Source organism: Bacillus sp. SJ-10 (assembly GCF_002843505.1).
GTDB lineage: Bacteria > Bacillota > Bacilli > Bacillales > Bacillaceae > Bacillus > Bacillus velezensis.
In genome coordinates this window covers 22,160-35,548 of sequence record NZ_CP025258.1, presented here as the reverse complement: position 1 = coordinate 35,548, position 13,389 = coordinate 22,160, and the positions used below count along the sequence as shown (strand labels likewise).

The 13,389-nt window shown below is 46.6% G+C and carries 13 protein-coding genes; 5 read left to right on the top strand and 8 right to left on the bottom strand.

The annotated features are described in order from the left end of the window. The first annotated feature begins 18 nt into the window (after positions 1-18). The 3 genes from CXL14_RS00160 to CXL14_RS00150 are packed head-to-tail and all read left to right on the top strand — an operon-like array spanning position 19 to position 2,836. On the top strand, positions 19-1,044 hold the full coding sequence (locus CXL14_RS00160; RefSeq protein ID WP_014417076.1) for a TFIIB-type zinc ribbon-containing protein: 1,026 nt from the start codon (positions 19-21) through the stop codon (positions 1,042-1,044). Next, on the top strand, positions 1,044-1,805 hold the full coding sequence (locus CXL14_RS00155; protein ID WP_014417077.1) for a TPM domain-containing protein: 762 nt from the start codon (positions 1,044-1,046) through the stop codon (positions 1,803-1,805). Before CXL14_RS00160 ends, CXL14_RS00155 begins: the two co-directional genes overlap by 1 nt. Positions 1,806-1,831: 26 nt before the next feature. Next, positions 1,832-2,836: an SPFH domain-containing protein gene (locus tag CXL14_RS00150; protein ID WP_014417078.1), complete on the top strand. Its 1,005-nt coding sequence runs from the start codon at positions 1,832-1,834 to the stop codon at positions 2,834-2,836. 42 nt (positions 2,837-2,878) lie between these two features. On the opposite strand, the gene CXL14_RS00145 is transcribed toward CXL14_RS00150, so the two are convergent. The 4 genes from CXL14_RS00145 to CXL14_RS00130 form a co-directional block, all read right to left on the bottom strand. Continuing rightward, the gene (locus CXL14_RS00145; RefSeq protein ID WP_014417079.1) at positions 2,879-4,810 is read right to left on the bottom strand and encodes an acyltransferase family protein; all 1,932 of its coding nucleotides are present in this window, start codon (positions 4,808-4,810) and stop codon (positions 2,879-2,881) included. Between the two features lie 271 nt (positions 4,811-5,081). Further along, positions 5,082-5,942, bottom strand: coding sequence for an anti-sigma-V factor RsiV (rsiV, locus tag CXL14_RS00140; protein ID WP_014417080.1), 861 nt, complete (start codon positions 5,940-5,942; stop codon positions 5,082-5,084). Then, a complete protein-coding gene (locus CXL14_RS00135) occupies positions 5,942-6,439 on the bottom strand; it encodes an RNA polymerase sigma factor SigV (RefSeq protein ID WP_003155802.1) in 498 nt (165 codons plus the stop codon). Before CXL14_RS00135 ends, rsiV begins: the two co-directional genes overlap by 1 nt. 187 nt (positions 6,440-6,626) lie before the next feature. After that, a complete protein-coding gene (locus CXL14_RS00130) occupies positions 6,627-7,667 on the bottom strand; it encodes a 2,3-butanediol dehydrogenase (protein ID WP_007408876.1) in 1,041 nt (346 codons plus the stop codon). A gap of 363 nt (positions 7,668-8,030) precedes the next feature. Here CXL14_RS00130 and CXL14_RS00125 point away from each other — a divergent pair, with 363 nt between their 5' ends. Both CXL14_RS00125 and CXL14_RS00120 read left to right on the top strand, forming a co-directional pair. Continuing rightward, a complete protein-coding gene (locus CXL14_RS00125; protein WP_014417081.1) occupies positions 8,031-8,399 on the top strand; it encodes a septal ring lytic transglycosylase RlpA family protein in 369 nt (122 codons plus the stop codon). A gap of 65 nt (positions 8,400-8,464) precedes the next feature. Next, positions 8,465-9,511: a TolB family protein gene (locus tag CXL14_RS00120; RefSeq protein WP_012116984.1), complete on the top strand. Its 1,047-nt coding sequence runs from the start codon at positions 8,465-8,467 to the stop codon at positions 9,509-9,511. Between the two features lie 30 nt (positions 9,512-9,541). On the opposite strand, the gene CXL14_RS20120 is transcribed toward CXL14_RS00120, so the two are convergent. The 4 genes from CXL14_RS20120 to gabP all read right to left on the bottom strand — a co-directional run bounded on the left by CXL14_RS20120 (position 9,542) and on the right by gabP (position 13,244). Continuing rightward, the gene (locus tag CXL14_RS20120) at positions 9,542-9,700 is read right to left on the bottom strand and encodes a hypothetical protein (protein WP_021495202.1); all 159 of its coding nucleotides are present in this window, start codon (positions 9,698-9,700) and stop codon (positions 9,542-9,544) included. Between the two features lie 98 nt (positions 9,701-9,798). Continuing rightward, entirely contained in the window at positions 9,799-10,008 is a 210-nt protein-coding gene (locus CXL14_RS00115; protein ID WP_007408879.1) for a cold-shock protein, read from the bottom strand. Positions 10,009-10,211: 203 nt separating this feature from the next. Next, positions 10,212-11,750 (bottom strand): outer spore coat copper-dependent laccase CotA, encoded by a 1,539-nt coding sequence (gene cotA / locus CXL14_RS00110; RefSeq protein ID WP_014417082.1) that lies wholly within the window; start codon positions 11,748-11,750, stop codon positions 10,212-10,214. 108 nt (positions 11,751-11,858) lie between these two features. Beyond that, a complete protein-coding gene (gabP, locus tag CXL14_RS00105; RefSeq protein WP_014417083.1) occupies positions 11,859-13,244 on the bottom strand; it encodes a GABA permease in 1,386 nt (461 codons plus the stop codon). Positions 13,245-13,389: the final 145 nt, after the last annotated feature.

Below are 13,389 nucleotides of genomic sequence, written 5' to 3'. Positions count from 1 at the left end.
GAAAGTGAGAGAAACAGAATGATCATTTCTTATAAATGCCCGAACTGCGGCGATGATATGGTCTTTGACAGTTCATCCGGCATGCTGACATGTCACAGCTGCGGGCGGCAGGATCAGATTGAGAGCCTGCCAAAAGAGTATATAACGACGAGATTTTCCGAAAATGAGGCGAACGAGTACCGCTGTGAGAATTGCGGCGCGGTATTAATGACTGAGGCGGAAACGACGGCCACGACGTGCGGGTTTTGCGGAGGAGCCGCCGTTCTCGCCGACCGATTATCGGGAAATCTCGCGCCTTCGATGGTGATCCCTTTTACGATCAGTAAAGAAGAGGCCATGAGCGCTTTTAAAAAGTGGTGCCGAAACGGCCGTCTGACACCGAAAGGATTTATGTCTGCCGACCGGATGAAGAGCATAACCGGCATGTACGTGCCGTTTTGGATGTTTGATTTAAACAGCAAGGTTCAGGTCAATGCCGTTTGTACGAGAGTGCATCACTATGATGATGGAGAATACCGGGTGACGGAGACCGAGTATTACAACGCGTACCGCGATATCAATCTTGATTATCTCAAAATTCCGGTCGACGCTTCAGAAAAAATGAATGATGAATTAATGGACAAATTGGAGCCTTACTCATACAGTGAGCTGAAGGAGTTTAATACGGCCTATTTAGCGGGATATATAGCGGAAAAGTACAATTATACCGATGACGATCTCTTTCCGCGCGCGAAGGATAAAATCAGCCATTATATTGATTCTTATATCAGATCCACCTTCTCCGGATATACGACGGCTGACATTACGGATGAGCAGATTCAGACCGATAAAATCAGCAGCTTTTACGTACTGCTTCCGGTCTGGATGGTCAGCTACGACTATGAGCGGGCTGAGCACATTTTTGCGATGAACGGGCAGACGGGCAAGGTTGTCGGCAAACCGCCGATCAGTGCCGGAAAAGTGGCCGCGTGGTTCGGCGGCATAACCGCCGGTGCGTTTGTAGCATTAAGACTCGTCTCACTTATGATAGGAGGCGGTTTTTGATGAAAGTATCCATAAAAAAAGCGTGTCTCTTCTGCTTCGTCCTTTTTCTGATGCTGTCTTTTTCTTTACATACATCGGCGTCTGCCGCGGAACAGAAGCAATATGTTTATGACAATGCTCATTTATTAACGAAGGATGAAACGAAGAAACTTGAGGAATTGGCCGGGAAGCTGGGGGCAAAGCGCCATACCGATTTTATCATTCTTACCGCAAACGGAACGGGCGGTAAGGACATCGAGCAGTACGCCGGTGATTTTTATGACAGTCATTTTAGCGGAAGTACGGCGATATTGACCATTGATATGAAAAATCGGGAAGTATTTATCTCGGGATATAAAAAGGCGGAGACGTATTTGAATAACAGCCGGCTGAATACGATCAGGAATACGATCTCGTCAGATATTTCCGCAGGCCATTATGAAAAGGCGTTTCAGACCTACATCAAGATGGCTTATAAAGATATGGGGAAAAGCCCGGACGACAAGTCTGACAATCTGCTGCTCACATGGTGGTTTCAGCTCATTATTGCCGCAGCCGCGGCCGGAATCGCCGTCACTGTGATGGTGTACAATTCCGGCGGCAAGGTCACCGTCACCGGCAGCACGTATATGGATCACGATACGTCTGAAGTGCTGAGCCAGCACGACACATATATCCGAACCGACGTTACAAGAGAAAAAAAGCCTGATAAAGATAATGACAATGACGGCGGAGTCACGAGGGGCGGCACGAGTTACAGCGGAAGCAAGGGAAGTTTTTAAATTATATGTAAAGGATTTGAGCATACATGGGTTTTTTCAGAAATCAGTTAGCAAATGTGGTGGAATGGGAAGAATTCAGAGACGACATGGTTTTCTATAAATGGAATAACCGTGAAATTAAAAAAGGCAGCCGTCTGATCATCCGGCCGGGACAGGATGCCATCTTTTTATACAATGGGAAGATTGAAGGGATTTTCCGTGATGACGGCGATTATGATATCGAATCAGAAATCATTCCGTTTCTATCTACACTAAAAGGGTTTAAGTTTGGTTTTAACAGCGGCATGCGGGCTGAAGTGCTGTTTGTGAATACGAAGGAGTTCACCGTGAAGTGGGGCACAAAAAACGCCATCAACATTCCGGCGGCAGGTATGCCGGGCGGTATGCCGATCCGCGCAAACGGCACATTTAACTTCAAGGTCATTGACTACATCGGATTGATTGATAAGATTGCGGGTGTCAAAGACAGCTATTTAGTGGAGGACATTAAAATCCGGATTACGTCTATTCTTGATCAGCTTTTGATGAAATGGATCACCAGAGAAGGAAAAGACATGTTCAATCTGCAGTCGAATTCCTTTGAAATCGGAAAAGGGATTCAAGAAGATCTTGATATGCAGCTGATCGGAGACGGCATGTCGATTACGGGCTTCAATATTATGAGCTTTAACTATCCGCAGGAAGTTCAGGATATGATTACGAAAAACGCTTCTTACGGCATGGTGGGCGATGTGAACCGCTATCAGCAGATTTCCATGACGGACGGAATGTCATCCGGCAAAATGAACGGAAGCGGCGCCGCCTCCGACATGGCGGGCATGATGATGGGAATGAATGTGGCAAATCAAATGATGAACCAAATGAATCAAAATCAGCAGAACCAGCCGCAGCAAGATCAAAGTCAGCAGAATCAGGGGACGGCACCGGCGAACGGCTCGGAAGGAGCGGATAAGCCGAAATTCTGTCCGAACTGCGGAACGAAAACGGAAGGCGCGAATTTTTGCCCGAATTGCGGACAGAAGCTTGCCTGACGATATACGAAAAAGAGGCCTTTTTGGGGCCTCTTTTTTTTGTCATGATTTCATCGTTTGAACGATGAGGGATGTCAGCGCTTTAGAACCCTCAGGTATGAGATGGACGCCGTCCGGTGTGAAGTATTCAGGGTGCTGCAATGCTTTTGCGTGCCAATCGACAAGCGTCACATTTTTCCGTGACTCGGCCTGCCGGCGCAATGATTCGTTTACTTTGCTTTCCCACTGCCGCGGCACACGTGTGTTGACAAGATAGATATCGGCTTTTGAAAAGGAGCTGATCAGTGATTCAATTTGGCTGTTTGTGAAATAGCCGTTCGTCCCTAACTCGATGATGACCGCTTTGTTCGGCTGATTAAATGACGCATATTCCGAAGTGAGCCGGAGTGCTTGAGAGACTTGTCTTCCTACCTTTCCGTCGATGGTGACATGAGGGAGGGACTGCCGCAGGTATGACGCAATGTCCAGCATCACCGAGTCACCGATGGCCAGCACGTCTTGCTGAGGCTGTGTTTGTTTTGAATCAGCCGTTTTTTGAGATGACCGTTCCTTTTTCTCTTCGTTTTTCTTTGTATTTGATTTGTCTGTTGGTTCTTTCTTGTTTTTGTCTGACGCGGTGTCCGTTTTTTCGCCGCCGTGTTTTTTCTTGCTGTCTTCTTCTTTTGCAGGCTGATCGTGATCGGCCGTTTTGTGCGAAGAGGCGGCGGTTTCTTGCTGATCATTTTGCGCGTACGTCCATTGCGGCTGTTTTTTCTCTTCGGCTATCCCTGACAGCCCGCCCGCAAATACGAGAATGGCGGCAAGAATAAGGCCGAGCGACATTCTGCTGATGACAGAGGACGTCTTCCATTCCAGAAAGCGGTTCAGAAACACGCGGCGTAAAAATGGCCGGAAGCCCGCAGTGCGGATCGGCTGTTCAATGAAATGGTAAGATAGCTCGGCAAGAATGAAAGTGGCGCCGATTCTGACGGCGCAGTGCCAATAAACCGGATTTCCGATTTCCTGTACGGGTGTGCTCAGCACGATAACCGGGTAATGCCAAAGATAGATTCCGTATGATCTCGTTCCGATCCAGCGAAGCGGCTTCCATGAAAGAACATGTCCCAAAAAGCTGCTCGGATGGCATAAACATGCGACAAGAACCGCTGCGGTGATGCTGATCAAAAGCATGCCGCCCTTGTACAGGAAGGGTTCATATTCATCCGTGTAAAAGACGCAAAGCAGCAGCGCGGCAAAAGCGGCAAGCTCCGTCCCGTGAAGCAGGTGTTTCATGCTGCTCGGCAGCCGTTTGGAAGATAATCGTTTCATCGGCCACACTAAAGCTAAAGCGCAGCCGATCAGCAATTCAAATGAGCGGGTATCCGTTCCGTAATAAACGCGGCTCGGATCTCCGCCGGGCACATACATCATACTCATTACGACTGCCGAACATAACGCGAGGAACATGACCGCGGCCGCAAGCCGGGCCCGTGTTTTACATATGTACATTCCCGCAAGCAGCAGGAAGGGCCATATGATATAAAACTGTTCTTCAATCGCCAGCGACCAAAGGTTTTTTAATGGCGAAGGGGAGCCGAAGCTGTCGAAATAAGAAAGTTGATGAAAGATAAACCACCAATTGCTTATGTAAAAAAGTGAGGAGACAGCATCTCCGCGTACGGTATGCAGGAGCTCGCTGTTAAACAATACGACCCAAATGACTGTCGTGATAATCATGAGATAAGCCGCCGGCAGAAGCCGCCTGATCCGGCGCACCCAAAAATCACGCAAATCAAGGGTGATGGCATTGCCTTGGGCAGGCAATATAATAGATGTAATTAAATACCCCGATAAAACAAAAAAGATATCAACACCGATGAAACCGCCGTCGGCCCAGTTAAAATTCAGATGATATGCGATAACTGCGAGGACGGCAAAGGCGCGAAGTCCATCCAGTCCGGGAATATAGCGGTGATGCAGTGACTTGTCTGACATGGTATTCCTCCAATAATGTGCGCGGAAATTCTCGCTGTTTTGCGGATGGCTATGGCAGATTTCTGTACAGTCTTCCATTTGTTCCGTTAATTAGACGCATTCGGAAGGGGATTTTGTTTCAGAAAAAATGAATGAAATGCTGTGATTTTCTTAAACTTTTCAGCCCCCGTCCGGCGTCTGTTATATGAAAAGGGTCCCTTATGCATCTTGGCTGTTGCAGGACGAAAGAAAAAATCCATGATCTGCGGATATCATGGATTTTTTTCTTTCTTTATCTGATGTAGCGGTCTCCGACAAGCAGCTTGGAGATGACGGAGGTCGGTATTGTAAACTCTGTAACGCCCATATATCCGGGTGCTGCTTCATATTCGTCAAATGAGATGACAAGTTTGTGCTTATCTGTAATATAAAAATTCTGGTCGGCGCGGATGGCTTTAAAAGGCTCCGTCATATCATCATCTTCGACCCAGTATATTTTATTCGGATCTTCTTTCATCTGTTTTTTCATTTGTTCTTTAATATTTTGGCTGATGACTTTAATATAACGGTCATCTTTAAATAAGCTCTTTAACGTAAGCACGGCCTCATTCTTTTTATCGATCGTGATGTAACGGCTTTGTGTATAAGAGGAAGCTTGCGTTTTTTCGATATCACGTCGGATTGAGATCAGATCCGCTGTGTCAGTAACGGTTTCATAATCGCTGTAAATACTGAGGTGGCCTTTTTTGCTTTTGGAGGTCGCCTTCATAAATTCCTGATACAGCTTTTTGCTTTCTTTCATGTAATGCCGGTTGATGCTGTCTTCGAGTTTATGATCGGAAAGGCCGGACAGAGCGGGCGTTTTCACATCAATGCTTGATTGGTTCTTTTCTTCCTTCATCTCCGTGAATGTGATGGCTTGGACGACTTTGCCGATGACGGGGATTTTAGACATGGCTTGTGCGGCATCCGGATTGATATTGACAACGGCGGTAAATAAGACGGCCGCAGCGACTGCCGCGGATGTCGGCCACATCACGATTCGTTTTTTCTTCGGTTTTTGCCGAAGGGCTTTTTCGACAATGCTGTCCAGTTCCTTAGGAATGGGCACACTTTTATACTCTTCTCTTAATTGTTCTAATCTCTTTTCCATTAAGAAAGATCCTCCTTCGTCAGCTGAATGCGCATGAGCTTCAGCCCCCTGTAAAGGCGTGTTTTGACGGTGTTGATGTTTTCCCCCGTGATGTCCGCGATTTCTTCTAATTTCAGGTCTTCAAAGAAACGCAGAATGATAATGGTTTTATATTGATGCGGCAGGTCATCGAGCGCTTCGTGAAGGTCTGTGTCCTTGTAGTGATCTTCCTTTCCGCGGCTTAAAAACTCGATCGTTTCATCGTCCATCACTTTCAGTTTTTTCTGTTTGCGGAGAAAATCAATGGCCGTGCGGACTAAAATTTTATAAAACCAGCTTTTGATCACATCGGGGTTTTTGACGGATTCGACCGATGTCAGCGCTTTTTGAATTGATTCCTGAACAATATCTAACGCGTCATCCTTGTTCTTTACGTAACTGTACGCCAGCCGGTAAAAGTCTTCCTTGCGCTCAGTTATGCACGTCACAAGCGACGCTTTGGCTGTTTCGTTCTTCATTGCTTCAAAGGGCTCCTTTTTTAAAAATACGTATCATAGGCTGCTGCCTAAGGATAGACGGGACAGGGTAAAAAATAGTTTGCGCAGAGGGGATCATTTTTAAAAGGAAAAGGAAGGAAAGACGATGAGATGAAAAAAAGAGCCGGAACGGCTCTTTTTCGGATGAGTCTGATATTCAGCTAACGGTTTAGTTCGGTTTGACTAAGATTTTCACTTGGTTTTTCTCTTTGATTAAAGCGCCGAAGCCTTCTTCAATCAGGTCGTCGAGCACGATTTTTTTCGTGACGAGCTTATCTGCTGAGAAGTAGCCCTCTTTCATCAGTGCAAGAACGGAAGGGAAGATGTCACGGTATCCGATAATGCCTTTTACGGTCCGTTCTTTGATGACGATATCGTTCGGATGAATTTCCGCTCCTTTTTCCCAGATGCTGACGATAACCGTTTCACCGGCAATGTTTGTTGACTGGATTGCCTGGCGGAGAACGACAGGAACGCCTGTTACTTCATAAGAAACATCAACGCCGCCGTTTGTGCGTTTAGCGATTTCTTCAACGACATCGTCCGTTTTTGACGGATCAATGATGATAGCGCCGAGTTCTTTCGCTTTTTCCTGACGTTCCGGTGAAAGTTCAACCGCGTAAATATCTGTGGCGCCGGCCGCTTTCAGGGCTTCAATCACAAGCAGCCCGATCGGTCCGCAGCCAAAAACTGCCGCCTTGTCGCCCGCTTTTAATTTGCTTTGGCGGACGGCGTAAAGCGCTACCGCTGACGGCTCAACAAGCGCGCCCTGTTCGTAAGAAAGCTCTTCAGGAAGCTTAAACAGCAATTCTTCGTCAACGGATACATATTCAGAAAATCCGCCGCCGCCTCCGGCTAAGCCTAAGAATCCCATTTGTTCATCAAGGTTATAGGCTCCCTGATGTCCGTGTGTGGCAAAAATCGGTTCCACGACGACACGGTCGCCGACGCTGTAATTTTTGACGCCTTCGCCCACTTCAACGACTTCTCCTGAGAATTCGTGACCCATCGTGACGGGCGCCATTTCGTTTGTTAACGGATGAGGTTTGCCGACCGGAATAAAGATCGGGCCTCCCAAATATTCATGAAGGTCGCTTCCGCAAATCCCGCACCATTTGACTTTAATTTTGACTTTACCCGGTTCTGCTTTAGGTTCATCAATGTTTTCGATTCGAATGTCTTTTTGATTGTGCCATCTTGCCGCTTTCATTGATTATCACTCCTAGTCTGATTGAAACGAGTATAGGTACATGATCAATATGAACCACGGTTAAAAGGAATAAAGTGCCTGCTTCCTAAAGCCTGATTTCTCAAAATATATCATATTATGCAACTATCAATAGGCCTTATAAAAAGTCCATATTGAATGCAGAAATACTCTATGAATATTATAACGCTAATGAATTAAATTTTGTAGTATAATTTACCATGGAATTATATAGAACAGGAAATTGTGCCGTCGTTATGTGCATGTCTCATCACGTTGTAATGAACATGTAAAGTGATTGAAATATTATAATCGTCTTCTTGGTGTATAATTTTGCCTAGAATAAAGAATCAGGAGGACGAAAGCTTGAAGAAGTTATTCTTAGCCTTATTGATTTTAGCAGGAAGCACGCTGGGAGCGATCAGTTACTCTTCTGATGCAAGTGCTAAAAAAGTGAACGGAAATATTACATGGTATAATGGAGTCGGTAAAAAAGGATCTTCCGGTAAAAAACTGGGACACTGGGATTGCGCGACAAAATTAGGATTTGACGTTCCGAGAAACGGAACGAAAATCAGAGCTTATGCCAAAGCAAAACCGAAAAAGGTTATCACCGTATACAAAAATGATGTAGGCCGTATGCCGAATGCCGTATTGGATGTCAGCCCGAAAGCGTTCAAAGCGCTTGGATATCCATTAAGCAAAGGAAGAGTATCCGGACACTACAGCTATTAAAATAGACCATCTTAAAAAGCAAGGACACTGATTCTTGCTTTTTCTGATTGACGGAGAGATTGATAATGAAGAAGAAACGATGGATCTGGATGTTGCTGGCCGCCGTTTTGGCGGCGGCGGTCATCGCGGCCGTTTTACTGATTAAAGGAAAAAGCGACGGCGGCGGGAAAGCCGTTGTCTCCGGCGGTCATGACAAGCTGCTTGTTTCCATTACAGACAAAGATCTGATGACGAAATATTACGAGGACGGCCGCGTGCTGTACGAGGAAAAGCTTTCGGCATATCCGGCGTTTGCGCTGGATGATGCCCATCAGGTGCTCTATTTTGTCGGGAATAATGACCAAAATGAGATGCGTCTGTATAAGCTTGATCTGAAGACGAAAAAGAAGACGGTGCTTTATAAAGGAACGGCAAGCGCTGACAGTCTGTTTTTATCAAAGGATCTGACGCACATTTATTTCCGTCTCGGAAAAGCGGATGAAGATATTTTCCGTCTCGCATCTTTTGATTTGAAAACGAAACGTTATGAAAATCTGTATCCCGCCGCCGATGAGAAAGACGACAGTGTAAGCAGCTTCTTTTATAACCGCAGCCAAAACGATTTTGCGCTTCTGCATTATTCCGTAAAAGAGGATTATCAAAAAACGGATGAGGCAAATGAGAAGGGGATTGACCCTGAACCGACGAATATCCGGTTTGCGGCAGGAGCGGGCGAACACCTTCAGGATCTGACAAACCTTGAACAGTTTATCAGCGACGTGGCGGTGTCACCGGACGGAAAGAACCTTGTCTTTACATCTTATACCCAAAAAGGGACGGAACAAAAAGCGTCCATCCGTCTGATGAATGTCAAAACGAAAAAAGATGAAACGATTATCTCAAACGGGAAGGACTTCGCTCCGCTGATTGATGCCCAGCCTCAGTTTTCTAAAGACGGCAGCATCATTTATTTCATGGCGGAAGCAAAAGGCGCTAAGCGTCTGAAGGATGAAACGGGGCGGAATGCGAAGGTCCGGACCATTTATGCTTATCATTTGGATACGAAAAAATGCGAAAAAGTCTGGGAAAATGACAACGGCATTATCAACAGTTTTTCCGTCATCCAATCATGAAAAAAACACTCAGCGCCCGCTGGGTGTTTTTTAATGAACAAAGCTGGCTGCGGCTGAGGCGAGCCATTTGAAAAAACGGAGAATCGGAACGGCAAAATGAAGCGTTTCGATGAATGACTGTGCGGCAAGGTTCATTTTCCGCCGTTTTGCCAATTCCTTCAGATCTTTCTGCTGCCGATCGTTTTTCATGTTCATTGCTCCTTTGCATCATAAAAGGACATGATAACGCAAAGGCCTCTCATGAGACATGGAGGCCTTCTCTATGTTGAGACTCGTAAAAGGGAGGTCTAACTTGATGCCGTTTGATTATTGTTTTGGAGATTTACCAACGAACGGACGCCGTCGATCATTTTACTGCCGCAAAGGGGGCAAGTCGGGGTATCACTGCCGGCAAAATTCTTTCTGCTCCAGCCGATACAGTCCTCTTTTGTGCATTCCCACGTACTGACATCTTCTTTAGGCAGCGGTTCCTGATTACGTTTGTTGTAGTAAGACATAAAGTCACTTCTTCCCTTATGAATTTTCGTGCACTCCTTCATTGTCTCATACTTTTCCCTAATCTCCTAATTCCTTTTTCTATCCAGATTTCCAATGAGGGTGCACCGTCTTCCTGTTATTACAGTATATGCAAATAAGTGTCTTCTTATTTTTTCTTTTTGGATAAATAAAAAAGCCCCTCTCAGAAAAGGGGGATGTTTGTTTACTGCTTATCCGTGACGTCCATCGGTCTCATCATGTCGTAATCTTCGTGCTCTAAAATATGACAGTGCCATACGTAGCGTCCGCTGTAAGGAGCGAAAGTCGCCGCGATTCTGATGACCTCTCCCGAGTGCGCCTGCACGGTATCTTTCCAGCCTTTCTCACTTGGAGGAGGCGGGACGGCGGGGCCTGTATACACAATGTCGCCGAATTTGTTATAACGCTCTAAGTCAAAAGGACGCCGGTCAAGGATTTGGAAGGAAACAAGGTGCAGGTGTATCGGATGGGTTCCCCCCATCGGATTGATAATCGACCAGATTTCCGTTGTGCCGAGCTTCGGCGCTTCTGTCACAGGATCATGCCATCGCTTGTTATTCAGCGTCAAAACGGGCCGGCCGTATTTGTCTTGCGTATTTGTGAGTTTAAGCGTCCTGATATTGTGTATTCTCTTTGATGTCACATTAGGCATTGTTGAAAGATATTTAGGCTTCCGGCTTGTGTCTTCGCCCTTCAGCGGTTTTGTGACGCGGAATTGCATCACATTGGCGTCTGTATCCGGATCGGCGTCGCCCCCGCAGCCGGTGCCGTTCGTTAAAATGATATGTTCTCCGTCAAAGGCGGAGAAATCGATGAGCACATCATACCGCTCTGCCGGGGCTAAGCTGATAGATTGTGTTTTGACAGAGCGGGGAAGCAGTCCGCCGTCAGAACCGATTTGGATAAACTTCCCGCCGTTATTGAGCGAGAGAGAAAATGTTCTTGTATTGGAGGCATTAAGGATGCGGAAACGATATGTCCGCGGTTCAACTTCCATATACGGCCACGCTTTACCATTGACGAGAATGGTATTTCCGCAAAAAAACGGGACGATGGAAGGGTCGGGCAGCGTTTCGGAAGGGTTAGCAGGTCCGCTCGGATAAGACAAGGAACCGTCGTCATTTAACGTGCGGTCCAAAATCATAAGCGGTACGTCATACTCTCCGGAGGGAAGCTTCAGCTGCTTTTCTTTTCGCTCGCGGATGATATACATCCCGGCAAGCCCGGCGTACACATTGAGCCTCGTAATCGCCATGGCGTGATCGTGATACCATAACAGAGCCCCGCGCTGTTTGTTTGGATAATGGTATACCTCTTTCTCAAAATAAGGACCCGTTTCCTTAAAATCCTTTGTGAACCAGGCTTCCGGGTAGCCGTCGCTGTCCGGCGGAGTTGCTCCTCCGTGTAAATGGACGACGGTTTTGACATCGGGTTCCTGATGGCCGCTTTCTGAATGGTGAATGGTATGATCCACGGGCAGAAAATGCTTATCCGGAAGGTCATTCATCCATTTAATATAGACGTTCTCATCTTGGTTCACGTCGATCGTCGGGCCGGGAAATAAACCGTTATACCCCCACAGCCGGGTCGGTGGGAGATCGCGGTGCAGCTTGTGAAAGCATTCCTTCATGGTGACTTCATAATACGTGCTGCCGTCTGATTTCTTCTGCGGCTGGAGTGTTTCGATAATCGGCAGTTCATCTGCAAATTTTTCTAGTGCCATTTTTCATCCTGTCCTTATCATTTATTGAAATCCTGTACTACAGTTAATGCTGCCTGGAACAGGTTGGTTAAAAAAACACCCGCCCTTTTTTGAGGGGGGTGTTTGCGGTTATTGCGCAACCCGGCTTTCGGAAGCGCTCTCTTTCGGTTTTTGTTTTTTGCGGAATACATATGAGGCAAGCACCAGCAGAGTAATAAATCCTGTCAGCAGAAATTCAGACCGCATTGAACTGATAAACAGCATAGATAACAAGATGGCGCAAATGGCGATGATCGTCAGGTAGGTTAAGTACGGATAGAACCACATTTTGATTTTAAGAGATTCAGGGTTTGTCCGTTCGATTTTCTTTCTCATTCTCAGATGTGAGACGGCGATGACGAGATAAACGAGCAGTGCGATCGCCCCTGATGAATTGACCAGAAATAAGAATACGGAGTCGGGTGAAAAGTAGTTCATAACAACGGCAATATAGGAGAAAAAGGTGCCGGCGATAATGGCTTGAACCGGTACGCCTCTTTTACTCAGTTTCATAAAACGCCGCGGCGCTTCATTTCGCTCTGCCAGTGAATACAGCATCCGTGACGTCGTATAAAGCCCGGAGTTCAGGCAGGACAGAACGGCTGTCAGGACGATGAAATTCATGATTTGAGCGGCTGCGGGAACCCCGATATGGCTCAAAACGGCAACGAAGGGGCTTTCCAAAATATTGGCTGAATCCCACGGCAGCAGTGTGACCACAACCGCAATGGAGCCGACGTAAAAAATAATGATCCGCCAAACGACTGAGCGGGTCGCCTTTGTGACGGATTCGACCGGATTTGACGTTTCTCCCGCTGCGATTGCGACAATTTCAGATCCCATGAAAGAAAAAATGACAACGACGATGCCGAGCAGAACGGAACTTGGACCTTTAGGGAAAAATCCGCCGCTGCCCGCCAGATTTTCCAGCCCGATCGGCTTGCTGCCGGGGACGATTCCGAAAATGAACGCAAATCCCGCGATTAAGAAGACAACGATCGTCGCTACCTTCACTAAGGAAAGCCAGTATTCAAATTCGCCGAACGATTTAACTGAATAAATATTCGTCAGTGTTAACAGCACGGTCAGAAGCAGACTCGTCAGCCATAACGGAATGCCCGGGAACCAGTACTGTATGATTCCGGCGCCTGCAATGGCTTCAATGGCAATGACGATGACCCAGAAAAACCAATACAGCCATCCGATCGTAAAACCGGCCCAAGGACCGATGGCGTCATGCGCGTACTGTGAAAACGAACCGCTTGTCGGGTTGACGGAGGACATTTCCCCCAGCATTCTCATAATAAAAATCACTAATAATCCTGCTAAAGCGTAGGAGACAATCGCTCCGGGTCCGGTGGAATGAATGACGGATCCGCTTCCGACAAATAATCCGGCGCCGATCACGCCGGCAATTGAAATCATAGTCATATGCCGGGTTTTTAATCCCTTTGATAAAGAGTTAGGCTGATTCATTCTTTGCCTCCTTTTGGCTTGTTTATGCTGAATATTCCGACAAGTATTATTCTATCATAAATGCCACAGACAGTTGAAAATGATGTAAGAAAATATGACATTTTTTCTCGTCCGTACAGCAGAAGGTGCCGGAAGGAAAAGAAAT

Excerpts from the sequence above, each read along its gene's own strand:
- CXL14_RS00160 (WP_014417076.1), top strand. The coding sequence starts at position 19 with ATGATCATTTCTTATAAATGCCCGAACTGCGGCGATGATATGGTCTTT.
- CXL14_RS00155 (WP_014417077.1), top strand. The coding sequence starts at position 1,044 with ATGAAAGTATCCATAAAAAAAGCGTGTCTCTTCTGCTTCGTCCTTTTT.
- CXL14_RS00150 (WP_014417078.1), top strand. The coding sequence starts at position 1,832 with ATGGGTTTTTTCAGAAATCAGTTAGCAAATGTGGTGGAATGGGAAGAA.
- CXL14_RS00145 (WP_014417079.1), bottom strand. The coding sequence starts at position 4,810 with ATGTCAGACAAGTCACTGCATCACCGCTATATTCCCGGACTGGATGGA.
- rsiV (WP_014417080.1), bottom strand. The coding sequence starts at position 5,942 with ATGGAAAAGAGATTAGAACAATTAAGAGAAGAGTATAAAAGTGTGCCC.
- CXL14_RS00135 (WP_003155802.1), bottom strand. The coding sequence starts at position 6,439 with ATGAAGAACGAAACAGCCAAAGCGTCGCTTGTGACGTGCATAACTGAG.
- CXL14_RS00130 (WP_007408876.1), bottom strand. The coding sequence starts at position 7,667 with ATGAAAGCGGCAAGATGGCACAATCAAAAAGACATTCGAATCGAAAAC.
- CXL14_RS00120 (WP_012116984.1), top strand. The coding sequence starts at position 8,465 with ATGAAGAAGAAACGATGGATCTGGATGTTGCTGGCCGCCGTTTTGGCG.
- CXL14_RS20120 (WP_021495202.1), bottom strand. The coding sequence starts at position 9,700 with ATGAAAAACGATCGGCAGCAGAAAGATCTGAAGGAATTGGCAAAACGG.
- CXL14_RS00115 (WP_007408879.1), bottom strand. The coding sequence starts at position 10,008 with ATGTCTTACTACAACAAACGTAATCAGGAACCGCTGCCTAAAGAAGAT.
- cotA (WP_014417082.1), bottom strand. The coding sequence starts at position 11,750 with ATGGCACTAGAAAAATTTGCAGATGAACTGCCGATTATCGAAACACTC.
- gabP (WP_014417083.1), bottom strand. The coding sequence starts at position 13,244 with ATGAATCAGCCTAACTCTTTATCAAAGGGATTAAAAACCCGGCATATG.